Source organism: Pseudomonas sp. s4 (genome assembly GCF_046764235.1).
Lineage (GTDB): Bacteria > Pseudomonadota > Gammaproteobacteria > Pseudomonadales > Pseudomonadaceae > Aquipseudomonas > Aquipseudomonas asiatica.
Genome location: NZ_CP177209.1, coordinates 3,205,091 through 3,228,446, shown reverse-complemented (window position 1 = coordinate 3,228,446; position 23,356 = coordinate 3,205,091). Strand labels below are relative to the sequence as shown.

General features: G+C 63.2%; 21 protein-coding genes. 15 read left to right on the top strand and 6 right to left on the bottom strand.

The features are described 5' to 3' along the window. Positions 1–56 precede the first annotated feature (56 nt). From ACK56M_RS15225 to ACK56M_RS15185, 9 genes are all read left to right on the top strand, one after another. Positions 57–674 (top strand): acyltransferase, encoded by a 618-nt coding sequence (locus ACK56M_RS15225; protein WP_024087161.1) that lies wholly within the window; start codon positions 57–59, stop codon positions 672–674. Beyond that, positions 667–1,623, top strand: coding sequence for a glycosyltransferase family 2 protein (locus tag ACK56M_RS15220; RefSeq protein WP_015270408.1), 957 nt, complete (start codon positions 667–669; stop codon positions 1,621–1,623). The genes ACK56M_RS15225 and ACK56M_RS15220 overlap by 8 nt, the downstream gene beginning before the upstream one ends. Positions 1,624–1,631: 8 nt before the next feature. Beyond that, on the top strand, positions 1,632–2,156 hold the full coding sequence (locus tag ACK56M_RS15215) for a serine O-acetyltransferase (protein ID WP_013972705.1): 525 nt from the start codon (positions 1,632–1,634) through the stop codon (positions 2,154–2,156). Positions 2,157–2,161: 5 nt separating this feature from the next. Then, positions 2,162–3,139: a glycosyltransferase family 2 protein gene (locus tag ACK56M_RS15210; RefSeq protein ID WP_015270407.1), complete on the top strand. Its 978-nt coding sequence runs from the start codon at positions 2,162–2,164 to the stop codon at positions 3,137–3,139. 9 nt (positions 3,140–3,148) lie between these two features. Continuing rightward, entirely contained in the window at positions 3,149–4,153 is a 1,005-nt protein-coding gene (locus ACK56M_RS15205) for a VirK/YbjX family protein (protein ID WP_043935637.1), read from the top strand. Between the two features lie 60 nt (positions 4,154–4,213). Further along, the gene (locus ACK56M_RS15200; protein WP_346616388.1) at positions 4,214–5,416 is read left to right on the top strand and encodes a glycosyltransferase family 4 protein; all 1,203 of its coding nucleotides are present in this window, start codon (positions 4,214–4,216) and stop codon (positions 5,414–5,416) included. Further along, positions 5,413–6,600 (top strand): glycosyltransferase family 2 protein, encoded by a 1,188-nt coding sequence (locus ACK56M_RS15195; protein WP_054573253.1) that lies wholly within the window; start codon positions 5,413–5,415, stop codon positions 6,598–6,600. The genes ACK56M_RS15200 and ACK56M_RS15195 overlap by 4 nt, the downstream gene beginning before the upstream one ends. Further along, a complete protein-coding gene (locus tag ACK56M_RS15190) occupies positions 6,600–7,376 on the top strand; it encodes a WecB/TagA/CpsF family glycosyltransferase (protein ID WP_015270403.1) in 777 nt (258 codons plus the stop codon). Before ACK56M_RS15195 ends, ACK56M_RS15190 begins: the two co-directional genes overlap by 1 nt. Before the next feature lie 149 nt (positions 7,377–7,525). After that, positions 7,526–8,947 carry an undecaprenyl-phosphate glucose phosphotransferase gene (locus ACK56M_RS15185; RefSeq protein ID WP_015270402.1) on the top strand — a complete coding sequence of 474 codons (1,422 nt, stop codon included), beginning with the start codon at positions 7,526–7,528 and terminating at the stop codon, positions 8,945–8,947. A gap of 227 nt (positions 8,948–9,174) precedes the next feature. Here the strand turns inward: ACK56M_RS15185 and ACK56M_RS15180 are convergent, their stop codons facing one another. Next, positions 9,175–10,116, bottom strand: a complete 942-nt coding sequence (locus tag ACK56M_RS15180) for a LysR substrate-binding domain-containing protein (RefSeq protein WP_013972698.1) — start codon at positions 10,114–10,116, stop codon at positions 9,175–9,177. A gap of 146 nt (positions 10,117–10,262) precedes the next feature. Here ACK56M_RS15180 and ACK56M_RS15175 point away from each other — a divergent pair, with 146 nt between their 5' ends. After that, the gene (locus ACK56M_RS15175) at positions 10,263–11,639 is read left to right on the top strand and encodes an L-serine ammonia-lyase (RefSeq protein WP_015270401.1); all 1,377 of its coding nucleotides are present in this window, start codon (positions 10,263–10,265) and stop codon (positions 11,637–11,639) included. A 140-nt stretch (positions 11,640–11,779) separates the two neighbouring features. Here the strand turns inward: ACK56M_RS15175 and ACK56M_RS15170 are convergent, their stop codons facing one another. Then, on the bottom strand, positions 11,780–12,457 hold the full coding sequence (locus ACK56M_RS15170; protein ID WP_039613626.1) for a DUF3313 domain-containing protein: 678 nt from the start codon (positions 12,455–12,457) through the stop codon (positions 11,780–11,782). Positions 12,458–12,727: 270 nt separating this feature from the next. Between ACK56M_RS15170 and ACK56M_RS15165 the strand changes: the two genes are divergently transcribed. Then, a complete protein-coding gene (locus ACK56M_RS15165) occupies positions 12,728–13,033 on the top strand; it encodes a helix-turn-helix domain-containing protein (protein ID WP_411958765.1) in 306 nt (101 codons plus the stop codon). A gap of 104 nt (positions 13,034–13,137) precedes the next feature. Here the strand turns inward: ACK56M_RS15165 and ACK56M_RS15160 are convergent, their stop codons facing one another. The 3 genes from ACK56M_RS15160 to ACK56M_RS15150 all read right to left on the bottom strand — a co-directional run bounded on the left by ACK56M_RS15160 (position 13,138) and on the right by ACK56M_RS15150 (position 17,084). Continuing rightward, a complete protein-coding gene (locus ACK56M_RS15160; protein ID WP_015270398.1) occupies positions 13,138–14,433 on the bottom strand; it encodes an NAD(P)/FAD-dependent oxidoreductase in 1,296 nt (431 codons plus the stop codon). A 13-nt stretch (positions 14,434–14,446) separates the two neighbouring features. After that, positions 14,447–15,535: a polyamine ABC transporter substrate-binding protein gene (locus tag ACK56M_RS15155; RefSeq protein ID WP_015270397.1), complete on the bottom strand. Its 1,089-nt coding sequence runs from the start codon at positions 15,533–15,535 to the stop codon at positions 14,447–14,449. 190 nt (positions 15,536–15,725) lie between these two features. Then, positions 15,726–17,084, bottom strand: coding sequence for a glutamine synthetase family protein (locus ACK56M_RS15150; protein WP_013972693.1), 1,359 nt, complete (start codon positions 17,082–17,084; stop codon positions 15,726–15,728). A gap of 183 nt (positions 17,085–17,267) precedes the next feature. On the opposite strand from ACK56M_RS15150, the gene ACK56M_RS15145 reads away from it, so the two are divergent. Together ACK56M_RS15145 and ACK56M_RS15140 are read left to right on the top strand one after the other, a co-directional pair. Next, positions 17,268–18,167, top strand: a complete 900-nt coding sequence (locus tag ACK56M_RS15145; RefSeq protein ID WP_015270396.1) for a helix-turn-helix domain-containing protein — start codon at positions 17,268–17,270, stop codon at positions 18,165–18,167. A gap of 177 nt (positions 18,168–18,344) precedes the next feature. Next, positions 18,345–20,255, top strand: a complete 1,911-nt coding sequence (locus ACK56M_RS15140; RefSeq protein ID WP_191472689.1) for an AAA family ATPase — start codon at positions 18,345–18,347, stop codon at positions 20,253–20,255. A 152-nt stretch (positions 20,256–20,407) separates the two neighbouring features. Here ACK56M_RS15140 and ACK56M_RS15135 read toward each other — a convergent pair whose 3' ends face one another. Continuing rightward, positions 20,408–21,793, bottom strand: a complete 1,386-nt coding sequence (locus ACK56M_RS15135; RefSeq protein ID WP_100413659.1) for an aldehyde dehydrogenase family protein — start codon at positions 21,791–21,793, stop codon at positions 20,408–20,410. 107 nt (positions 21,794–21,900) lie between these two features. Between ACK56M_RS15135 and ptrR the strand changes: the two genes are divergently transcribed. Both ptrR and ACK56M_RS15125 read left to right on the top strand, forming a co-directional pair. Continuing rightward, a complete protein-coding gene (gene ptrR, locus ACK56M_RS15130) occupies positions 21,901–22,767 on the top strand; it encodes a putrescine utilization regulator PtrR (RefSeq protein WP_013972688.1) in 867 nt (288 codons plus the stop codon). Positions 22,768–22,892: 125 nt separating this feature from the next. Then, positions 22,893–23,336, top strand: coding sequence for a hypothetical protein (locus tag ACK56M_RS15125; RefSeq protein WP_061304461.1), 444 nt, complete (start codon positions 22,893–22,895; stop codon positions 23,334–23,336). Positions 23,337–23,356 lie beyond the last annotated feature (20 nt).

The following is a 23,356-nucleotide window of genomic DNA, read 5'->3' as shown; positions in this document are numbered from 1 at the left end:
GAGACCGGATGCGCCTCAGGGACAGTCCAGATGGCTTTGATTGCGAGGCTGGCAGAATGAAGGGATGGATACGCAAGGCAGTGGCGCACTATGTCCATGCAACGGGGCGAGGAAGCTCCTTCTACAGGAGGTTCTGCAAGCCGTCAGGGCTTGAGTGGGGGGCCTACCTTGCCCGCTGGGGCAACTTCCACTCGGTAGGCAGCAACTTCTATGTCAATACAGGCTGCAAGTTCCTCGACCCTTCGCTGGTTCGCATCGGCAACAGTGTGGGGCTGTCCGATTGCACCCTGATCGGTCATGACGGGGTGGTATTGCTGATCGAACATCGCTTCGGCAAGCACCTGGATTCGGTCGGTTTCATCGACATCAAGGACAACTGCTTCATCGGCCACGGTGCAATCGTCATGCCCCGCGTCACCATCGGGCCTGAGTCGATCGTGGCCGCCGGTGCCGTGGTGACCAAGGATGTGCCGCCGGGCACGGTGTTCGGTGGCAACCCTGCAGAGTTCATATGCACCACCGAGGCGTTGATCAAGCGGGTTGAGGCACGTTGCGAGGCCTACCCATGGATCGACCTGGTCAAGCAGCGCAATGGTGCCTACGACCCGCAACTGGAGCCGCAGCTGATGGCGCAAAGGCGCCAGTATTTCTTCGGGGACGGCAACAATGGCTAGCAAACCTGTGGACGTCATGGTGGTCAACTTCAACACGGCCGGGCTGCTGCAGCCGATGTTCGATGCACTGCGTCGGGCCGACAGCGAACGGCTGGCCAGCTACCTGGTGGTGGACAATGCCTCCGCCGATGACTCGCTGCAGCGCATGGCCGAGGTATGCCCGCAGGCGCTGCTGCTGAGCAACAAGCAGAACGTGGGGTTCGGCCGGGCTAACAACCAGTTGCTGGCGCACCTGAAGGGCAAGTACGCCTTGCTGCTGAACACCGACGCCTTTGTCGCCACCGATTCACTGCAGAAAACCCTCGACTACATGGAAGCCCACCCGGAGTGCGGTGTGCTGGGGGTCCGCCTGGAGGGACGCGACGGCGCCCTGCAGCCCAGTTGCCGCTACTTCCCCACACCGTTCAACGTGTTCGTCGGGCGTACCGGGCTGGGGCGCTTTTTCCCGGGCTTGAAAATGGTCGACGAAATGGATTGGGACCACGCTTCGGTCCGCGAGTGCGACTGGCTGCCTGGCTGCTTCTACCTGGTGCGCCGCGAAGTGCTCGACCAGGTGGGCCTGTTCGACCCGCGCTACTTTCTTTATTACGAGGAGGTCGACCACTGCAAGCGGGTGAAGGCTGCAGGCTGGAAGGTGGTGTTCTACCCGCATACCACGGTGGTGCACATCGGAGGGGAAAGCTCCAGATCGGTGGCCGAACTGGAGGCGGCCAGCCGACAGATCTCGTCATACCAGATCGAAAGCGAGCTGCTGTACTTCCGCAAGCATCACGGGCTGGCGGGCCTTGCCCTGCACATGCTGCTGGTCACCTTGGGCGACCTGGTACTGGCACTCAAGGCGCTGTTGAAACGACGCGGTCTGGGCGCAATACAGGCCTGCTGGCGTCACTGCCGGGCGACCTGGTCTCTGTTGTTCAAGACCCGGTACGCCAGCCAACCGACAAGGTAGGTGGAGCCATGTTCGAGAATATACGTGCCGACCTGCGTGCCCATGGGGGCGACTGGGGCGCCCAGGGCTTCTGGGTATTGCTGGTGTACCGCTTCGGCCGCTGGCGCTATGGGGTGCGCCCGGCACTGCTGCGAAAACTGTTTTCGCTCATCTACAAGGTCCTGTTCAAGTTCGTGCAGATCATCACAGGTGTGGAGCTGCCGTGCGAGGTGGTGATCGGCCGCAACTTCGTCATCGACCATTTTGGCGGCATCGTAGTCAGCGGCTATGCCCGGTTTGGCGATGACTGCCGCATCCGCAACGGGGTAGTGGTGGGCCTGAAGAACGTCGATGAGCCGATTGCACCAGTGTTCGGCAACAACGTCGATATCGGCACCGGGGCCAAGGTGCTGGGTAGCATCCGTATCGGCAACGACGTGATCATCGGTGCCAACGCCGTGGTGCTGGTGGATGTGCCGGACAATTCGCTGGCGGTGGGGGTGCCGGCCATCATCAAGGCCAGGCAACCGGCCGCCACGGCGCCCGTCGAGTGAGGCCCATGGCGAGCGGCATCGGAGTGGTGGTGATTGGCCGCAACGAAGGCCTGCGCCTGGAGCGTTGCCTGCGTTCGCTGCTACAGGGTACGGACAAGATCATGTACGTCGACTCCGGCTCTACCGATGGTTCACCGCACCTGGCCCGCAGCCTGGGGGTAGAGGTATTGGCGCTGGACATGGACACCCCGTTCACTGCCGCACGCGCGCGCAACGAAGGCTTTTTCGCCTTGCAACGGCGGTTGCCGTCGCTGCAACGGGTGCAGTTCGTCGATGGCGATTGCGAGGTGGATGGCGGCTGGCTGGCCGCGGCGCAGGCGTTTCTCGACGACCACCCCGACGTGGCCGTGGTGTGTGGCCGCCGACGCGAGCGCTTCCCCCAGCGGTCGGTGTACAACCTGTTGTGTGACCTGGAGTGGGACACCCCCATTGGCGAGGCCAAGGCGTGTGGTGGCGATGCCCTGATGCGAGCAGATGCCTTTGCCGCCGTCGGCGGCTTTCGCCCCGAGCTGATTGCCGGAGAGGAGCCCGAGCTGTGCGTGCGCCTGCGGGCAAAGGGCTGGAAAGTCTGGCGCCTGGACGCCGAGATGACCCTGCACGACGCCGCCATGACCCGTTTCAGCCAGTGGTGGCGGCGTAGCCTGCGCGCTGGCCACGCCTATGCCGAAGGGGCTTACCTGCATGGTCAGCCACCCGAGCGGCACTGGTTGCGCGAATCGCGCCGGGCTTGGCTGTGGGGTCTGGGCATCCCCGTGGTAATCGTGCTGGCCTGCCTGCTGCTGGGCGGCTGGGGCCTGCTGTTGCTGGCGGTCTACCCGCTGCAGGCCGTACGCCTGGCACGCCGTGGTGGCAAGTCGGTGCGGGAGAACTGGCTACAGGCAGTGTTTCTGGTATTGGGCAAGTTCCCGGAAATGCTCGGGCAACTGAAGTTCCTGCGCCACCGCATCGCGGCCGGCAAATCGACGTTGATCGAGTACAAGTGAGAGAGGCCCATGATGCTCGGCACGATCGTCAAAAGCGTGTTTACCTTGCAACCGGGCTACTCGTTGCGGGCGCTGAACAACAAGTGCAGGTTGGCGCTGCAGATTGCCAGGCAATGGCCTGAACTGAACGCCTTCCTGCAGCGCATGACGGCGGCGCTGGGCCAGCAAGGCTTGCAGCGGCTAGGGGTGGATTGCATCGGTGTCGTGCAGTGGCCTTACCTCAGCAAATGCTGGGAAGCCCCGCAGCGCCTGGAGGTGGTGGCTTCGCACTTCGAAGTGCTGGCCGGGCAGTTTCCGGCGCTGTTGCTGCTGGGGCGGGACGAAAGCCTGACGCTGTGCGAGCTGTCCAGCCATTCGCCGGGTTGTCGTCTGGTTTTGGACCGGCCGATCTGGTTCAAGCGCGAAGGCGAGTTGGTATTGAACCTGTTTCAGAGCGACCTGCGCGTGGCATCCCTGGCATTCAGCCTGTGCCGCAGCCAGGGCGAACTGTGCCTGTTCATTGGTGCCGTGCAGGGCATCCACAAGGGTATCGACAGCGAAACCTCACTGGCCATCTACCGCGACCTGACCAAGGACTTCGAAGGGCTGCGCCCGCGCAGCCTGTTGCTCGAGGCATTGAAGTGCCTGGCCAGGACCCTTGGCGTGGCGCACCTGTATGCCGTCCGTGATGCCTGCCGCCACCATCGGCACGCGTATTTTGGCAGCGACAAAGGCCACGACCTGGCGGCCAATTATGATGTGATCTGGCTGGAACACGGTGCTACTGCATCGAGCCATGCTGACTTCTTCGCCCTTCCGCTGGCTGCGGTACAGCGGGCGGAACAGGATATTCCGGCGAAGAAACGGGCAATGTACCGCCGCCGCCAGGTGCTGCTCGACGATGTTTTCGCCCGCTTGCAGGCCGTGTTGCCAGGCAGCGGTCACAACCTTGGACTACAAGGGGAACAGGGGGATGTATCTGACGAGATGGCATCGGCGGGGCCCCGGCCGCCGGTAGTCGACAGCCTGAAGTAATCGCCAGCCCTGCCGCGGCAGGTCTGAATGTTCACTACGCGGGTCTTGATCTGGATTTCTATGCGCATTGCTTACTTCATAAACCAGTACCCGAAGGTCAGCCACAGTTTCATCCGCCGCGAGATCCTGGCGCTGGAGCGCCAGGGGGTAGAGGTGCAGCGTATTGCCCTGCGCGGGTGGGACGCCGAGTTGCAGGATGCCGACGACGCGAGCGAACGGGCCAAGACCCGCTATGTGCTGCAGCGTGGCATCAAGGGGTTGCTGGCACCGGCCTGGCAAGTGCTGCGGGCACAGCCGCGCCGGTTCTTCCGGGCGCTGCAGCTGGCCATGCGCGTTGGCTTGCGGGCCGACCGCGCCTGGCCCTACCACTTGGTCTACCTGGCCGAGGCCTGCCAGGTACTGCAATGGTTGCAGGCTGGCGAGGCAAGTCATGTGCATGCACATTTCGGCACCAATTCCACCGAGGTGGTGATGCTGGCCAACGTGCTGGGCGGGCCGGCCTACAGCTTTACCGTGCACGGGCCGGAGGAGTTCGACAAGCCGCAGTTCCTGCACATGGGCGAGAAGGTGCGGCGTGCCGCATTTGTTGCGGCGGTCAGCTCGTACGGGCGCAGCCAGTTGTTTCGCTGGGTGGCACACGAACACTGGGCCAAGGTGAAGGTGGTGCATTGCGGGCTCGAGCGCAGCTTCCATGAGGTGGCACCGGTTGGCGTGCCCACGGCGCCGCGCCTGGTGTGCGTCGGCCGCCTGTGCGAACAGAAAGGCCAGCTGCTTCTGCTCGAGGCCGCGCGAGTACTGGCCGCCCGGTCGATCGCCTTCGAACTGGTGCTGGCCGGCGACGGTGAAATGCGTGGCCAGGTCGAGGCGTTGATTGCACGGCATGGCTTGCAGCAGCAGGTGCGCATCACCGGCTGGATCAGCAGCGCACAGGTGCGCGAGGAAATCCTGGCGGCGCGTGCGCTGGTGCTGCCCAGCTTTGCCGAGGGTTTGCCGGTGGTGATCATGGAGGCGATGGCCTTGCGCAGGCCAGTGCTGACCACCTATGTGGCAGGCATTCCCGAGCTGGTGCGGCCGGGCGAAAACGGCTGGTTGTTCCCTGCCGGCGCCGTGGACGAGCTGGCAGCGGCCATTGCCGATTGCCTGGCACAACCTGCCGAAGTGCTGCAGCGCATGGGCGACGCGGCACGCCAGCGTGTCCTGCAACGGCATGACATCGATACCGAGGCGGCCAGGCTGGCCAGCTATTTCAAGGCATCCGCATGATGAGTGTATTGGCTTGGCTACTGGGTATGCTGGCGGCCATCGTCCTGTTGCCGGTGCTGCTGCTGGTGGTGCAGGTGCTGATGGCCTGCCTGCCTGCACGCGCGCAGCCGATGGGCAACACCGCCCGTCCGCAGGTGGCAGTGCTGGTGCCAGCTCACGACGAGGCTTCGATAATTGGTGCCACGCTGGCGAGCATTGCTCCGCAGTTGCGGCCTGGCGACCGCTTGCTGGTGGTGGCGGACAACTGCACTGACGACACCGCGCAACTGGCGCGTGAGGCGGGTGCCGAAGTGGTGGAGCGCCACGATGCACGGTTGCGCGGCAAGGGCTACGCCTTGGACTTCGGCGTGCGCCACCTGACCAACCAGCCGCCCGAGGTGGTGATCGTGGTGGATGCCGACTGCCAGGTGGGCGAGGGGGCAATCGAGCGCCTGGCGCGGCGCTACCGAGAAGTCGCTCGCCCGGTGCAGGCGCTGTACCTGATGTACGCACCGGCAGGGGCTGGGCTGACAGTGCAGGTTGCCGAGTTCGCCTGGCGGGTCAAGAACCTGGTGCGCCCGCGTGGTTGGGCGCGGCTGGGCCTGCCATGCCAGTTGATGGGCGCCGGCATGGCATTCGGCTGGCGTGACCTGGCCTTGATCGACCTGGCCAACGGGCACCTGGTAGAGGATGTGAAGCTGGGCCTGGACCTGTGCCAGCAGGGCAAGCCGCCAGTGTTCTGCCCCGAGGCCGTGGTCAGCAGCCGGTTCCCTGCCAGCCAGCAAGGCCTGGGCAGCCAGCGCACCCGCTGGGAACATGGGCACCTGAGCCTGATGCTGGCCGATGTGCCCAAGCGTGCGCTGGCGGCAATCACCCAGCGTAACGGCAGCTTGCTGGCCATGACCCTGGACCTGCTGGTGCCGCCGCTGGCGTTGCTGGTGCTGGCCTTGCTCGGCCTTAACCTGGTGGCCTGGCTGGCGTACCTGCTGTTCGGCCTGGCGGCACCTGCGTGGATCGCCCTTTGCGCGCTGGCCTTGCTCGGCCTTGCTGTCGCAGTGGCCTGGGCGAGTTTCTGTCGCGAACTGATCCCGTTCTCCGTGCTGCTGTACGCGCCGTTCTACGCTGTAAGGAAGCTCCCCTTGTATCTGCGGTTCCTGATCAAGCGACAGGTTGAATGGGTACGTTCGAAACGGGATGAAGACTGATGGCTCATTGGCAGGAACGCTGGAACACCCTTGTCGGCAAGCTCGAAGTGGTGCCGGATGCCACTGCCGCGCAGCGCCTGCTGGACAGGCTCAGCGCCCCGAAAGCCGCGACCGTGCTGGGCTTCGTCAATGCCCATGCAATGAACCTGGTGGTTCGTGATGGCGCCTGCCACCAGGCATTGTCAGCGGCCGACGTACTGCTGCGCGACGGTTCCGGCCTGGCGATCCTGTATCGCCGGCTGGGGCTTGAGCCAGGGCTCAACATGAATGGCACCGACTTCATTCCAAGGCTTCTGGCTGCCTACCGTGGGCGGCGGGTTGCGTTCTGGGGCACCCGACAGCCGTACCTGGACCAGGCCGTGCAACGAAGCACAGCCACGTTCGGGGTGGTACCGGTGTCGGTCCACGATGGCTTTGCCAGCGTCGATACCTACCTGCAACTGGCCAGGGATTTGCAACCTGAGCTGATCGTGCTGGGCATGGGAATGCCCAGGCAGGAGATTGTGGCCGCAAGGCTGGCGGCAGCTGGGGGGCCGTGCCTGATCGTGTGTGGCGGCGCGATCCTGGATTTTCTCGGCGGCAAGGTCAGCCGGGCGCCCGAGTGGTTGCGGCGGTTGGGTGGGGAGTGGCTATACCGGCTGTTGCGCGAGCCGAAGCGTTTGTTCATTCGCTATGTTGTGGGCAACCCGTTGTTCCTCGTGCGTACCCTGCTGTTCCGCCGCGACGGTGGGCGGCCAGGCACACCGTATGAGCGTCAGAATCCGCACGAACGGTGATTCCGGGCACGCTGATGGCGGATGGCTGCTACAGTTTGATCAATGGCTTGCGGCTGCAGGATTTTGCTCCACGGGCTTTGCATGAGCCGTTGTCAAGCCTTGCTGGTTGGTGGAAGGCATTTGCTGCGCGCAAATTGATGAGGTCTGAAATGGTCTTAGAGCCGAGAAGCAGTCGTTCCTTACTGCAGAGAAGAAGCAGCGTAAGTAACGCCATTCAGGCCGGCCTCGATGGAATTGCAGTCATCGGTATTGCCTGGTACCTGATCTACGACCAGTTCGGCTACATCACTTCCGATTACGTGATCATGCTGCTGTTGCTGGTTGGCGCACTGGCAGTCATCTACGATCACTATGCGATCTACCGTACCAACGTCGGGCTTTCCATCAAGGCTTTCCGGCTGTTCAAGGCCTGGTCGGCAACCTTTTGCTTCCTGGTGGTCATGGCCTTCCTGGCCAAACAGAGCGAAACCTATTCGCGACTGCTGGTCGTGCAGTTGTTCATCATTGGCTACATCGCCCAGTTGTTCCTGCACTTTGCCGTGCGCGAATTGCAAAAGCGCTTTAGCGCCCATGCACGCCTGGACAACGCCCTGATCATTGGCGCCGGTGACTTGGCCAACTTCCTGTATCAGAAAATCAGCAACAACCCCTGGTTCGGCGAACGCGTGCTGGGTTGCGTGCTGATCGACAATGCCGATGAGTCGGGGCGCGAAAGTGCCGAAGGAAAGCAGCGCATGCCGGTGCTCGGGCTTATTGCCGACCTCGACGATATCGTGGCCCGCCATGGCATTCGCACGGTGTACCTGGTGACCCCGCTGGGCGGTTCCGAGGTCATCAACGATGTGTATCTCAAGTTGCTCGACAAGTGCATTGCGGTGAACTGGGTACCGGATATCTTCTCGTTGCGCCTGATCAATCACAGCGTGCGGGAAATTGCCGGCATACCTGTGCTGACCTTGTCGGAAACACCGCTGACGGGCATGAGCCTGTTCTTGAAGAACCTCGAGGACAGGGTGTTGGCGGCGCTGATCCTGCTGCTGGCATCGCCGGTGTTGCTGGCCGTTGCGCTGGCCATCAAGCTCGATAGCCGCGGCCCGGTGTTCTTCCGTCAGGAGCGCACCGGCTGGACGGGGGAAGCGTTCCGTATCTGGAAGTTCAGGAGCATGCATGTCCACCAGCCGGAAGATGGCGTGGTGAAGCAGGCGCAGAGGGATGACCCACGGCTGACCCGGGTCGGCGCCTTTATCCGCCGCACCAGCCTCGATGAACTGCCGCAGTTGTTCAATGTGCTGACCGGGGAGATGTCGCTGGTAGGGCCGCGGCCGCATGCGTTGCAGCATGACACTCTGTATTCGCAGGACATCGTCGACTACTTCGCTCGCCACAATATCAAGCCTGGCATGACCGGCCTGGCGCAGGTGCGTGGGTTCAGGGGCGAAACCAGGGATATCGAACAGATGATCCAGCGGGTGGACTCGGACATCGAGTACATCAACAACTGGTCGCTGTGGCTGGATTTCGTGATTCTGGTGCGCACACTTAGCGCCTTTACCGGCAAGCAGGCTTATTGAGACCTCCCCAGGTGTGGCTGCGCTGTCGCCGGAGAACAAATATCGCTCGCTTGGCGCGTCCTTTGTAGGAGCAGCCTTGTGCTGCGAATAGGCCGATACAGTCAATAGACAGGCTTTGTCAGCCCCGGCCTCTTCGCAGCACAAGGCTGCTCCTACAGAACCCCGCCGAACCAATGAGTCATGTGTTGTTCTATGAGAGCGATTTCGTGCAGCCGCAATTGGTTGGCCTAGTCCTTGTTCAGCGGGTGCAATTCCCTGAACCCCCGCGCTTCCTCCACCAGCCAGTCATGCACCGCCCGCGCCCCCGGCTGGTTAAGCCCGCCCGGTGGGTAATGCACTACATAGCGCTTGTGATTGGCGATAGGCACCCCGAACGGCACGATCAGTGCGCCGCGCTCCAGTTCGTCGTTGAGCAGCGTGCGTCGGGCGATCGCCACGCCAATGCCTGCAATCGCCGCCTCGATGGTCAGGTGGTTGCGGTTGAAGGTATGCCCGCGCCGCACATCCAGGCCGGCGGCGCCGATGCCCTCCAGGTAGAACTCCCATTCGGCATATTCCGAACTGCCGCGCCAGGCCGTAATGTCGTGCAGCAGCGGGTAGTGCACAAGATCCGCCGGCCCGTGCAGCGGCGGGCGCCCGCGCAGCAAGGTGGGGGAGCATACGGGGAAGATCTGCTCGTCCAGCAGTGGTGTCGAGAGCATGCCGGGGTAGCTGCCATCGTTCAGGTCGATGGCCAGGTCGAAATCGCCCGGGGTCAACGCCTGGGCACTGTCTTCGGCCACCAGACGCAACTCGATGTCCGGGTAGCGTTGTTGAAAACGCGGAAGACGAGGCGTGAGCCATTTGGCCAGGAACGACGGGATCGAGCGCAGGCGCAAGGTGCCGCGGATCTCACCTGCATCCAGGCGCAGCAGTTCGGCTTCGATGCTGCCGTAGGCTTCGGTCACCGTCTGTGCCAAGCGTTGCCCTTCGGCGCTCAGTTCCACACCACGTGCCCGACGCAGGAACAGCTGGTAGCCCAGGCGTTCCTCCAACTGGCGCATCTGTTGGCTGACGGCGCCCGGGGTAATGTGCAGCTCTTCGGCACAGCGGGTGAAGGACAAGTGCCGGGCCGCACAGGCGAACACGTGTAGCCAGACGAACGTCTGGCCATTGAGTTGTCGTCGCATCGTTTAGTACCACTAAAGCCTTGCTTAGGAAGTTTCGTTGGTCATCCGTGAACCAGCGCGGCAGTATCGCGCAAAATCGCAATATCGCTCAATTTCTCCAGATAACCGCGCTGCGGCTTCATACCCGGGCACGGTCAGGCATTAGCATGGCTATCAGTGTTTTCGACCTTTTCAAAATCGGCATCGGGCCGTCCAGTTCCCACACCGTCGGCCCGATGCGGGCGGCGGCTACCTTTGCCCAGGCCCTGCGCGAACAGGGGCTGCTGGCCCGGGCAAGCCGTGTCGAGGTGCGGTTGTACGGGTCGCTGTCGGCCACCGGGGTTGGCCATGCCACCGATCGCGCCTGCCTGCTCGGCCTGATGGGCCAGTGGCCGGACCGCATCGATCCGGCCACCATCGAGTCGCGCATCGGCCAGGTGATGCAGGAGCACTGCCTGATGCTCGATGGCAGCCACCCACTGGCGTTCGAGTACAGCCGCGACATGCTGCTGCTTGACGAGAACCTGCCGTATCACCCCAATGCCATGAGCCTGGAAGCCATGGACGGGCAGGGCAGCCTGTTGCGCCAGACCTACTATTCGGTAGGCGGAGGCTTTATCGTCGAGCAAGCCGAGATCGATGCGCCAGCGGTCGAAGCGAACGCGGTGGTGCTGCCGTACGAGTTCGACAGCGCTGCGCAATTGCTGGCTTTGTGCAAGGGCCATGGCTTGAGTGTGGCGCAGCTGATGATGGCCAACGAATGCGCCTGGCGCTCGGAGGCCGAGGTACGCGAGGGCCTGCTGCGGATCTGGGGTGCCATGCGTGAATGCGTCGACAATGGCCTGCGCAATGAAGGCATCCTGCCGGGCGGGTTGCACGTCAAGCGCCGTGCGGCGCGGCTGCATCGCAGCCTGCAGGAGCTGGGCAAGCCCAACGTGATCGGCTCCACCCTCAGCGCCATGGAATGGGTCAACCTGTTCGCCCTTGCGGTGAATGAAGAGAATGCCGCCGGCGGGCGCATGGTCACAGCACCTACCAATGGTGCTGCCGGCATCATCCCGGCGGTGCTGCATTACTACATGAAGTTCAACCCGGGGGCGTGTGACGCGGACGTGGTGGACTTCCTGCTGGCGGCAGCGGCGGTTGGCATCCTGTGCAAGAAGAACGCATCGATTTCCGGGGCCGAGGTTGGTTGCCAGGGCGAGGTAGGTTCGGCCTGTTCGATGGCCGCTGCCGGCCTTGCCCAGGTGCTGGGCGCTACGCCGCCGCAATTGGAAAATGCCGCCGAGATTGCCCTGGAACACAACCTTGGGCTGACCTGCGACCCTGTCGGCGGCCTGGTGCAGGTGCCGTGTATCGAGCGCAACGCGATTGCTGCGGTGAAAGCGATCAACGCCGTGCAGATGGCGTTGCGAGGGGATGGCGAGCACTTCATCTCGCTCGACCGGGTGATCCGCACCATGCGTGATACCGGGGCGGACATGCATGCCAACTACAAGGAGACCTCGCGTGGCGGCCTTGCCGTTGCCTTCGTAGAGTGCTGACGCGGTCAACTGTAGGAGCGGCCTTGTGTCGCGAAAGGGCTGCGAAGCAGCCCCAGCGATTTCAGCTTGAATATGTGGATCTGGGGCCGCTCCGCGCCCCATCGCGACACAAGGCCGCTCCTACATGGACCAGTGAGGCTTTAGCGGGCTTTCTGCTTCGCTTCCAGGAAACTCGCACGCATGTCCTTGGCCCAGCCATCCAGCACCGGCTTGACGTCATTCAGGGTCAGCTGCGTGGTCTTGTTCTCCAGATCCTGCCCCGTGCCCTTGCGCACGACCTGGGCCAGCACTTTCTGACTGGCACCATCGAGGAACGCAGCTTCCACGCCGACATCCACCTCTTGGTCACGGCCGCCCATGGCGGTGTTCACACCGGCTGAAATCAGCGCGATAGGGATGACCTCATAGGGCTTGAGGCCCTCGTTGCTGGTGGACACCGCAGTGATGGCCGGGCGCACCACGATCACGCCCGGGCCGGGGCCCTTGGCCAGTGGTACCACGCTGCCCATTTCACGGCGCAGCGCTTCGTTGAAGTAGCGGGTGATTTCCTGCAGCGTCTGCGCCGAGATGACCGGCGTCGGCTGCGGCTTGGGGTAGAACTGGCTGGGCTCGATGAACACCTGGCTGTACTGGTTGACGTTGACCTTGGGGTCGATCCAGCGCATCACCGGGTCACCCGACGGGCTCTTGGTTTCCTGCAGACGGCTGTAATCCTTGAGGAAGCCGGAGTAGTCCTTTGGGTCCACGCGATTGCTGGAGCAGGCGGCCATGGTAAGCAGTGCGGCGCACAACAGGGTAATGCGGGGCAATGATTTCATGATGAAGATGCATCCATGATAGGTCGGCCAGAACAACGCTAGCAGGTGCGGGGCAGTTGGCCAGTGGGCTGGTTCAATCTGTAGTGGGAAGTGGCTACGGTCACGTTCCCAAGCGCGCAAATTCCAACGGTGTCTTGGGACTTCGCTGGCTTTTCAGTTTCTGCCGCCCTTGGAAAACTATGCCCGTTAAGGAGCAGAAGTGCTGCGATTCGCGGGCAAAGTCTTTCTGGGTTTGCTCTGCCGGGCGTTGCAGGCGGGTGGAGGTATGTTGTGAGCAGCAAACTGATTGAATCGTTACGCGAGGACCTTGTCGCCCTGCACGAGGCCGGAGCGATCGGCAAGGTCACGCTTCGGGATTACGAAGCGCTATGCCCTGCACCGGTACGAGATTTCAGCGCACTGGACATACGCCGTTTGCGTGAGGCACTCAACTTCAGCCAGCCGGTCTTTGCGATGCATTTGCACACGAGCGCATCGACAGTGCGCAAATGGGAGCAGGGCGAGACGCGTCCATCGGGACCGGCTTTGAAGCTGCTGAATATCATTAAAAACAAATGGTTACAGGCTCTTCGTTGAGTCCTTTATCTTTGTTCTTTGAAAGCCCTTTAAAATCAGTGAATTACGGAATTTTTTGAAAAATTTCCTTTAACTTCCGATTCGCAGGCAAGCCTGCTGCCACGTCAACCCAGCACCTCCCGCAGTCGATACCACAACATCCCCAGCGCCAGCAGCGGTGAGCGTAGTGCCTTGCCACCGGGGAAGGTCAGGTGCGGCACGGCGCTGAACACGTCCAGCCCCTGGCTGTGGCCGAGGGCGATGCTTTCGGCCAGCAGTTTCGCCGTCCAGTGCGTCACGTTCAGCCCATGCCCGGAATAGCCCTGGGCGTAGTAAACATTGGGGTGCTGGCTGAGGCGCCCGACTTGGGGGAAGCGGTTGGCGGTGATGCCGATCATGCCTCCCCACTGGTATTCGATACGCACGTTGGCCAGTTGCGGAAACACCTTCAGCACCTTGGGCCGCATGTAGGCGCCGATGTCCTTGGGGTCGCGGCCGGAATAGTGGCAGGCGCCGCCGAACAGCAGGCGCCGGTCTGCCGTGAGGCGGTAGTAGTCCAGGCCGACTTTCTGGTCGCACAGCGCCATGTTCTGCGGGATCAGGCTGTTGGCCAGCGCTTCGGGCAATGGCTCGGTGGCCACCACGTAGCTGCCGGCCGGCAGCACCTTGCCGCTCAGGCGTGGTTCCAGTTCATCGAGGTGGGCGTTGCAGCCCAGCACCAGGCTGCTTGCCCGCACCTTGCCACGGGCTGTGTGCAGTGTCACGCGGGGGCCGTGCTCGATGCGCAGCACCGGGCTCTGCTCGAAGATGCGTACGCCCAGGCCGTGGGCGGCGCGGGCTTCGCCCTGAACCAGGTCAAGCGGGTGCAGGTGGCCCGAGCCCATGTCTACCAGGCCGCCGGCGTATTGGTCGCTGGCGACGATTTCATGCAGTTGGTCGGCACTGACCAAGCGGGTTTCAGGGCGATAACCGAGTGCGGCCAGGTCGTCCTGTTCGTCCTTGAAGGCGGCGAACTGCGCAGGGGTGTTGGCCAGTTCGCAGAAGCCCCAGCGCAGGTCGCAGGCAATGCCGTACCGGGCGATACGGCTGGCCACCAGCGCTACCGAATCGATGCCGGCCTGTTTCAGGTAGTGCACACCGTCCTGGCCGACATGCCGGGCAAAGCCGCTGACGTCATGGCCGATGCCGCGAATCAGCTGGCCGCCATTGCGGCCGCTGGCACCCCAGCCGATGCGTCGGCCCTCCAGCAGCACCACCGAGAGGCCGCGCTCGGCCAGTTCCAGGGCGGTATTGACCCCGGTCAGCCCGCCGCCGACCACGCACACATCGGCGCTCAGCTCGCCGTCCAGGCTGGGGTAGGGCGCCGCATCGCGTGCCGTGGCGGCATAGTACGAAGCGGTGTGTTGGGTAGTGAAAGACATGGGCGTTCTCGGCTCAGCGGTTGGACTTGATCTTGCTCCAGGAGCGAGTCATGACACGCATGATTTTCGGGCTCGGCGTGCTGGAGATGTACAGCTTGTCCAGCACGTCCTGGGGTGGGTAGATCTCAGGGTTGTTTACCAGCGATGCGTCCATGTAGGCCTGGGCATCGGGGTTTGCATTGGCATATCCGACCGTGGCGCTGACCTTGGCGATCACCTTGGGGTCGAGCAGGTAGTTGATGAACGCCAGGGCTTGTTCGGGGTTGTTGGCGTCCTTGGGGATGGCCAGCAGGTCGAACCACAGGTTGCTGCCTTCCTTGGGAATGCTGTAGGCGATCTTTAACCCGTTCTTCGCTTCCACGGCGCGGTTGGCGGCCTGGAACACGTCGCCGGAGTAGCCGAAGGCCACGCAGACATTGCCATTGGCCAGGTCGGAAACGTACTTGGAGGAGTGGAAGTAGGTGATGTAGGGGCGCAGTTCGAGCAGGCGGGCTTCCGCCTTGGCGTAGTCGGCCGGTTTCTCGCTGCGCGGGTCCATGCCCAGGTAGTTGAGCACGGCCGGGAACAGTTCATCGGGCGAGTCCATGAACGCCACGCCGCATTGCTTGAGCTTTTTCAGGTTCTCGGGCTCGAACAGCACCGCCCATGAATCGATATGGTCGACGCCCAGGGCCGCCTTGACCTTGTCGATGTTGTAGCCGATGCCGTTGGTACCCCACAGGTAGGGTACGGCGTACTGGTTGCCTGGGTCGTTCTGTTCAAGTTGCTTGAGCAGCTTGGGGTCCAGGTGCTGCCAGTTCGGCAGCTTGCTGCGGTCCAGCGGCAGGAAGGCACCCGCCTGTGCCTGGCGTGCGAGGAAGTGGTTGGATGGCACCACTACGTCATAGCCGGTGCGCCCGGCCAGCAGCTTGCCTTCCAGTGTTTCGTTGGAGTCGAACACGTCATAGACCACCTTGATCCCGCTGCTGGCCTGGAAGTCGGCCACGGTGGTGTCACCGATGTAGTCGGTCCAGTTGTACACGCTGACCGAGGGAGTGGCCTGGGTAGTGGTGGCGAACAGCAGGGTGAATGCGGCGGGTATCAGGGCTTGCAGATGACGCATGGGGACACCTCGTTGGTATTGTTCTTGGCGTTCGGTTTATGGCGGCCGCTCCCACAGGTGACTCATCACCTTGTAGGAGCAGCCTTGTGCTGCGAACAGGCCGGTAGGGCAAAGGATCAGCTGTGGCGGCACTGGCCCCTTCGCAGCACAAGGCTGCTCCTACAGGTCCAGTGCATGCCCTGGAAGGTGATTACACGCTCAGCATCAGGAATTCACGCTCCCAGGAGCTGATCACGCGCTTGTAGTTCTCGTGCTCGGCACGCTTGACCGCCACATAACCCTGGACGAATTGCTTGCCCAGGTACTGCTGCACGGTCTCGCAGTCTTCCATGTGCTGCAGCGCGTCCTCGATGGTGATCGGCAGGCGCAGGTTGCGCCGCTCGTAGGCACGGCCCTGCACAGGTGCGCTGGGCTCGATGCGCTCGACCATGCCCAGGTAGCCGCACAGAAGGCTGGCGGCGATTGCCAGGTACGGGTTGGCGTCGGCGCCCGGCAGGCGGTTTTCCACGCGCATTGCCTCGGGGCTTGAGGTGGGTACGCGCAGCCCGGCGGTACGGTTTTCCTCACCCCACTCGACGTTCACCGGTGCCGAGGTGTCCGGCAGGAAGCGGCGGAACGAGTTGACGTTGGGCGCGAACATCGGCAGCAGCTTGGGGATGTACTTCTGCAAACCGCCGATGTGGTACAGGAACAGCTGGCTCATGCTGCCGTCTTCATTGGCGAAGATCGGCTTGCCGGTGGCGATGTCGACCACGCTCTGGTGCAGGTGCATGGCGCTGCCGGGCTCGTCGGTGATCGGCTTGGCCATGAAGGTGGCGGCTACGTTGTGCTTGAGCGCGGCTTCACGCATGGTGCGCTTGAACACGGTGATCTGGTCGGCCAGGTCCAGGGCGTCGCCGTGGCGGAAGTTGATCTCCATCTGCGCCGGGCCGTCTTCATGGATCAGCGTGTCCAGGTCCAGGCCCTGGATCTCGCACCAGTCGTAGACGTCTTCGAACAGCGGATCGAACTCGTTGGCGGCATCGATCGAGAACGACTGGCGGCCGCTTTCGGCACGGCCGGAACGCCCCAGCGGCACTTGCAGCGGCAAGTCCGGGTCTTCGCAGCGCTGGGTCAGGTAGAACTCCATCTCCGGTGCCACGATTGGCTGCCAGCCTTTGTCTGCATAAAGCTTGAGCACTTTCTTCAGCACGTTGCGCGGCGACAGTTCGATGGGGTTGCCTTGCTTGTCGAAGGTGTCGTGGATAACGATCGCGGTCGGCTCGATCGCCCACGGGATCTGGTACACGGCACTCGGGTCTGGGCGGCAGACCATGTCGATGTCGGCGGCATCGAGCAGGTTGTAGTAGATGTCATCGTCGACATAGTCGCCGGTGACCGTCTGCAGCAGCACGCTCTCGGGCAGGCGCATGCCACGCTCGTGGAGAAACTTGGCGGTGGGTGCGATCTTGCCGCGGGCGATGCCGGTCAGGTCGCTGATCACGCATTCGACTTCGGTGATACGGTGTTCTTTCAGCCAGGCGGACAGCTGATCGAAGGGGGCGTTCATACAGACCTCTTGGTTGGGTTTTGGTGTGGGAGCAAGCGTGCCAGCGTAAACCGTTCCAGGGTTTCGAAGGCGTCCCGCTTCCCAGGTGACGCGCTGGAGACTATCTTGGTCGCAGCCCGCAAGGCTGATCTATCCACTTTCTCCGGCAATGAATGCACCAAAAGAGTGCAACTAGGACCGAGCGTGACAACCGCCAATGCCCTGCAAGTCCAGGCTTACCACACCACCGACGTAACCGAACAAGTACGTGCCACCCCTGGCTGGCAGCAGCAGTACCGGCAGATGTCGCCCGGGCATTTCAGCGGTGAGCTGCGTTGCCTGGGGCTGGACGGGGTGGAGGTGTACGAGGAGCGGCTGAACACCCGGGTGGAGCAGTTTTTCCGCGCGCCGAGCGGTTCGCTGGCGTTCTGCTTCGACCGCAGCGAGAACAGCCTGTACCTGCTGAACGAGCAGAGCCGGAACATCTGGATCACGCCAGAGAACTACCAGGAAGTGGCGGTCGTGTTCGACCAGGCCTTCCTGGCGCGCCATGGGCTTGACCCGCAGCGCCTGGAAGGGTTGTTCATGGTGCCGCTGGGCAGCGGGCAGAATGCGCTGTTCGGCAGTTGGCTGAGTGCGACACTGACCCGCCTGGGCCAGGCGGATTGCCCTCTGCAGGGGCAGGCCCTGGCGGAGCAATTGCTGGAGGACTGCCTGTTCATCCTCGACAACGCCTGCCAACGCCTGCAGGGCGTGGCGTTGGGCCGGCGTGACGAGGAACGGGCGATCATGCGGCGGGTGAGCGAGTGGGCGGCCGACTGCCCGGAGGAAACGCTGAATCTGGTGGAGCTGGCGGATGTTGCCGGGGTTTCCTTGCGTCAGTTGCAGCAAGCCTTCAAGGCGTTTACCGGGATGCCGCCGGCGCACTGGTTGCGCCTGCGCCGGCTGAACGGTGCGCGGCGCGATCTGCTGCATGGCGGTGAAGTGACCGTGGCCGAGGTGGCGATGCGTTGGTCGTTCTGGCATTTGGGAAGGTTTTCAGAGAGTTACCGGCAGTTGTTCAAGGAGTTTCCCAGCGAGACCTTGAAGCGGGGCAGGGGCTGAGTTTGGTGGTGTAGCTTGGTGGTATAGCTGCTCTTACAGGATTACCTCAGTGCCAGGCATTGTGAGGTCCCTGTGGGAGCGGGTTCACCCGCGAAGAGGCCGGGCCAGGCAATACACAACCCAGCATTCCACAGCAAAAATTGCTATCGTGCCGCCCTGATTTCACCCGAGGTGCCGATGTTCTACCTGCCTTTGCCCAGCGACCAGGCCGACCGCCTCGCCAGCGAGCCCACCACCGACTTCTTCACCACCGCCAGCGTGCTCGCCGCCGCCGCCGTGCTGTTCGTGCAGAACCTGCCGCGCCAGCCCGCCGCCGCCTCGGCGGATGCGCAGGAACGCCGCTTTGCCGAAATCGTGCGCATTGCCAACGAGGTCGAAAGCGCCGCACCGGGGCGCTTTCAGGGGCAGGTAGCACAGCACTTCGATCGCGAAGCCTTCGCCATGGGCCTGGGCATGCTGGGCGAAAACGGGATCGCGCTGCTGTCGACCGAGGTGGAGTACCTGGCCGACGAGCTGCTGGACGCCGAGGGCCAGTGGAATTTCCAGTTCGCCGACAGCTACCGCCAGCGGGCAACCCCGCTGCACCCGGTGTACCTGCCTTCCCTGGCCAGCGACCTGATGCTCAGCGACCAACAGAACCGCCTGCTGCGCGAATTCCTCTGTGGTATCGATGAGTCGGTGGCGGTGCAGGGCTTTGCCGGCACCGGCAAGACCTTCCTGATTCACCAGTTCGCCCGCCTGCTCGAGCCCCAGCGCACGCTGTTGCTGGCCTTGACCGAAGGCCAGCTGCGCGCCCTGCAGGCGCGGGTCAAGGACGCCGCCGCCTACACCGCGCTGACCTTCGGCCAGCTGGCCGACGAGCTGCTCAACCGCGACCTCACCAGCAATGGCTGGCGCCTGCGCGACCCGTATCGCACCAAGCTTTCGTGGCGCCCGCAGGATGCGCAGGTGGTACGTTGGCTGGCCATCCCCGACATCGGCCCGCTCGCCGCGCGCGATGTGGTTGCCTTGTGCATCCGCGCGGTACGCACGTTTTGCCACAGCGCCGACACCCAGCTGCAGTTGCACCACCTGCCCTGGGCCGGGCCGGGGACCACGCCACTGGACCAGGAAGTCTTGCTGGAAAAGGCACGGCTGTACTGGCAGGAGCTGATTCGCCCGTCGGCACGGGAAATCCAGTTGCCGGTGCGCGACTACCACCGGGTCAAACTGCTGTCGCTGACCGGTCATGTGATCGATAGCCGCTACACCCATGTCATCGTCGACGAGGCCCACGAGCTGTCGGCACCGATGCTTGCCGTGCTCGACCGCAGCCCGCAGTCGATCATTGCCCTGGGTGACGAGCTGCAGAACCTCAACGGCCTCAGCGCGCACCATGGCGGCTTTATCCGCCAGCGTTACATCGACCACTCGCTGCGGGCCGGGCCGGCGATGGACAACGTGCTCAACCCGCTGATCCAGGCCCACCCGGCGGCGATCCAGGCAGCCTTCAGCGGCAGCGCCGAGCATTACACCCGGGTCAGCTTCTTCGATGCGGTAACGGTGCCGGAACAGCCAACGGCGCTGATCGTCGACGATGAATGGGGCCTGTTTGGCTGGTTCCAGCGCCTGACCCACCAAGGCGTGCCGTTCGTGCTGCTGAAAAGCGCGCGCAAGGACTTCGAGCTGTTCGTCGAAGACTGCATCGAGTTGTATCGCCATGGCACCCGGCCGCGTCACCCGATGCTGTTCCGCTATGCCAGCTGGCAGGCGCTGGAGCAGGACAAGGGTGATGACAAGGCGTTCGTCGCCGTGGCCAACATGCTGCGCAAGGGCTACACGCCAGAGCACTTTGCCAGGGCCAAGAGCCGTTACCGTTGGGACAAGGCGCCCAAGCTGTTTCTGGGGCGGGTGCGCGATGTGAAGAACATGGAGTTCGCCCGGGTGATGGTGTCGCCGGAGCTGATGGTAGCGCCGCAGGTAGCGGGGAACCGCAATGAACGGGCGCGGATGCTGGCGGGGTTGTATACCGCCTGTTCGCGGGCGCGGCATGAACTGATCGTGCCGGGGGGGATGCTGGACTGGGTCAAGGACCAGGTTCGGGATTGAGATTGTTGGGGCTGCTTTGCAGCCCATCGCGACACAAGGCCGCTCCTACAAGGGACCGCGATACAGGCCGACCCCACAGGATCGCGCCGTGATCGTCTGTAGGAGCGGCCTTGTGTCGCGATGGGCCGCAAAGCGGCCCCTGTTACGCTGGATCAGTTACGGTCCAGCCACACAGTCTGGGCATTGGTGAACTCACGCACACCAAAGTGCGACAGTTCACGCCCGAAGCCGCTCTTCTTCACCCCGCCAAACGCTACGCGGGGGTCGGAAGCGCAATAGCCGTTGATGAACACGCCGCCGGTATCCAGCGCCGCGGTCATGCGTTCGGCCAGCGCGTAGTCGGCGGTGTAGATGGTCGAGGCCAGGCCGAATTCGCTGTCGTTGGCCAGCTCCACCGCATGCTCCGCATCACGTGCGCTGATGATCGCAGCCACCGGCCCGAACAGTTCCTGCTTGAACGCAGTCATCTGCGGGGTGACGTTGGCGAACACGGTCGGCGCGTAGAAGTTGGCCACGCCATCGACCTTGTGGCCGCCCAGCAGCAGGGTGGCGCCTTCGGCGATGGTCGCCTGGACCTGGCCATCCAGCTCGTCGCGCAGGTCGTAACGGGCCATCGGGCCGATGTAGGTACTTTCTTCCAGCGGGTTGCCGACCTTCAGCTCGCGAGTAGCCTCGACGAACTTGCGGGTGAATTGGTCAACGATGCTTTCCTCGACTATCAGGCGCTTGGCCGCAGCGCAGACCTGGCCGGTGTTCTGATAACGGCCGATCACGGCAGCTTTCACGGCGGCATCCAGGTCGGCGTCGGCCAGCACGATGAACGGGTCGGAACCGCCCAGCTCCAGCACGCACTTCTTCAGCGCAGCGCCGGCTTGTGCACCAATCGCCATGCCGGCACGCACGCTGCCGGTCAGGGTCACGGCGGCGATGCGCGGGTCGTTGATGGCGCGGGTGACGCCGTCCGGGGTCACGTTCAGCACTTCGAACACGCCTTCCGGCAGGCCGGCATCCTTGAACAGTTCGCCCAGCAGGTAGGCGCTGCCCATCACGTTCGGCGCGTGCTTGAGTACGTAGGTGTTGCCGGCCAGGATCGCCGGCACGGCGCCGCGCAGAACTTGCCAGACCGGGAAGTTCCATGGCATCACGGCCAGGATCGGGCCCAGCGGGCGGTATTCGATGCGGGCTTTCTCGACCTGGGTCGGCTCGGGGGCGAGCATGGCCGGGCCATGTTCGGCGTACCAGCGGCACAGGCCGACGCACTTGCTGACTTCACCACGGGCCTGGGCGACAGGCTTGCCGATTTCGCGGCTGATCATTTGCGCGAAGGCTTCGGCCTTGGTTTCGAGGGTGCTGGCCAGGGCAAGCAGGTACTCGCTGCGCTGACCCAGCGACACCTGGCGCCACTGGCGGTAGCCAACCTTGGCGCGTTGCAGCGCCGCTTCCAGTGCGGCGTCGGTGTCGAACGGGTAGGCGCCGATCTGCTCGCCGCTGTACGGGTCGAGGGAGATGGCGTGGGTCAGGCTGCTGATCGCGCTCATGGCGGGACACTCTCGTTGTTGTTGAACCGTGACGCCAGACTAGTGGGCTATGGCTTTAATGAAAACTGAATAATAATGAGCGAAACATTCACGTTTGGAGAATGGCTGTGGACCTGGTGCAACTCGAGATCTTCAAGGCCGTGGCTGAGCAGGGCAGCATCAGTGCCGCTGCGCAGCATATCCACCGGGTGCCGTCGAACCTGACCACGCGTATCAAGCAACTGGAGGAGGACCTGGGCGTGGAGCTTTTCATACGTGAAAAGAGCCGCCTGCGCCTTTCCCCCGCAGGCTGGAACTTCCTTGAGTACACCCGGCGCATCCTTGACCTGGTGCATGAGGCGCGGTTGACCGTGGCCGGTGAAGACCCGCAGGGCACCTTCGCCCTGGGGTCGCTGGAAAGCACGGCCGCGGTGCGCATCCCGGCCTTGCTGGCGGCCTACAACCAGCGCTACCCCAAGGTCGACCTGGACCTGTCCACCGGGCCGTCCGGGACCATGCTCGAAGGCGTGTTGTCTGGCCGCCTGGTGGCAGCGTTCGTCGACGGGCCGGTGCTGCACCCGACGCTGGAAGGCATGCCGGTGTTCGAGGAAGAAATGATGGTCATCGCGCCGCTCAACCACGCCCCGGTAACCCGCGCCCAGGACGTCAACGGCGAAAGCATCTACGCCTTCCGCGCCAACTGCTCATACCGGCATCACTTCGAGAACTGGTTCGTGCAGGACCAGGCGGTACCGGGCAAGATCCACGAAATGGAGTCGTACCACGGCATGCTGGCTTGCGTCAGCGCCGGCGCCGGCCTGGCCATGATGCCGCGCAGCATGCTCGACAACATGCCCGGTTGCAGCACCGTCAGTGCCTGGCCGATGTCGGAGGATTTCCGTTACCTGAAGACCTGGCTGGTGTGGCGCCGGGGCACGGTATCGCGCAGTTTGAGCATGTTCGTGAAACTGCTTGAGGAGGGGCGCGCAACCTGATGTTCCAGCGCAATATTCACACCATCGATGCGAATTTCATCAAGACGACCATGCATCAGCACGAACGCCGTTACGCCCGAAGGATCAGATAATAGGTAAGCCATCCTCGAAAGGAGGGTCGTACCATGCGTAACCATCACTATGCCCTCGGCGCGGCGCTGCTGATCACCCTGGCGCTGCCATGGACCCTGGCGGCCGCCGCCGACCTCAATGCCCCCATCGACATGCAGGCCGTGCAACTGCAACAGCAGGAGCAGAACGGCGTCCGCTACCTGCAAGGCGGCATCGGCCAGGATGAAGCCAACGCCCTGCGCAAGACCCCGGGCTATGACCTGCACGTGGAACTCTCCACCGGCCCGGAAGGCAAGTTCCAGAGCGGTGCCACCGTCGACATCCAGAATGCACAGGGCCAGCCCGTGCTCAGTCTTACGGATGCCGGGCCGCTGCTGTATGTGCAGTTGCCTCCCGGTAAATACAAAGTGACTGGCAACGCCCAGGGTGAGACGGTGCAGCAATTGGTGACCGTGAATGGCAAGACCCCCACCACCGTGAACCTGAACTGGCGTTGATGGAAAAACGGGCAGGAGTA

Coding starts and splice junctions, on each gene's coding strand:
- ACK56M_RS15175 (WP_015270401.1), top strand. CDS start 10,263: ATGGCTATCAGTGTTTTCGACCTTTTCAAAATCGGCATCGGGCCGTCC.
- ACK56M_RS15205 (WP_043935637.1), top strand. CDS start 3,149: ATGATGCTCGGCACGATCGTCAAAAGCGTGTTTACCTTGCAACCGGGC.
- ACK56M_RS15125 (WP_061304461.1), top strand. CDS start 22,893: ATGCGTAACCATCACTATGCCCTCGGCGCGGCGCTGCTGATCACCCTG.
- ACK56M_RS15215 (WP_013972705.1), top strand. CDS start 1,632: ATGTTCGAGAATATACGTGCCGACCTGCGTGCCCATGGGGGCGACTGG.
- ACK56M_RS15210 (WP_015270407.1), top strand. CDS start 2,162: ATGGCGAGCGGCATCGGAGTGGTGGTGATTGGCCGCAACGAAGGCCTG.
- ACK56M_RS15180 (WP_013972698.1), bottom strand. CDS start 10,116: ATGCGACGACAACTCAATGGCCAGACGTTCGTCTGGCTACACGTGTTC.
- ACK56M_RS15150 (WP_013972693.1), bottom strand. CDS start 17,084: ATGAACGCCCCCTTCGATCAGCTGTCCGCCTGGCTGAAAGAACACCGT.
- ACK56M_RS15170 (WP_039613626.1), bottom strand. CDS start 12,457: ATGAAATCATTGCCCCGCATTACCCTGTTGTGCGCCGCACTGCTTACC.
- ACK56M_RS15200 (WP_346616388.1), top strand. CDS start 4,214: ATGCGCATTGCTTACTTCATAAACCAGTACCCGAAGGTCAGCCACAGT.
- ACK56M_RS15220 (WP_015270408.1), top strand. CDS start 667: ATGGCTAGCAAACCTGTGGACGTCATGGTGGTCAACTTCAACACGGCC.
- ACK56M_RS15140 (WP_191472689.1), top strand. CDS start 18,345: ATGTTCTACCTGCCTTTGCCCAGCGACCAGGCCGACCGCCTCGCCAGC.
- ACK56M_RS15135 (WP_100413659.1), bottom strand. CDS start 21,793: ATGAGCGCGATCAGCAGCCTGACCCACGCCATCTCCCTCGACCCGTAC.
- ACK56M_RS15185 (WP_015270402.1), top strand. CDS start 7,526: ATGGTCTTAGAGCCGAGAAGCAGTCGTTCCTTACTGCAGAGAAGAAGC.
- ACK56M_RS15160 (WP_015270398.1), bottom strand. CDS start 14,433: ATGTCTTTCACTACCCAACACACCGCTTCGTACTATGCCGCCACGGCA.
- ACK56M_RS15225 (WP_024087161.1), top strand. CDS start 57: ATGAAGGGATGGATACGCAAGGCAGTGGCGCACTATGTCCATGCAACG.
- ACK56M_RS15155 (WP_015270397.1), bottom strand. CDS start 15,535: ATGCGTCATCTGCAAGCCCTGATACCCGCCGCATTCACCCTGCTGTTC.
- ACK56M_RS15190 (WP_015270403.1), top strand. CDS start 6,600: ATGGCTCATTGGCAGGAACGCTGGAACACCCTTGTCGGCAAGCTCGAA.
- ACK56M_RS15195 (WP_054573253.1), top strand. CDS start 5,413: ATGATGAGTGTATTGGCTTGGCTACTGGGTATGCTGGCGGCCATCGTC.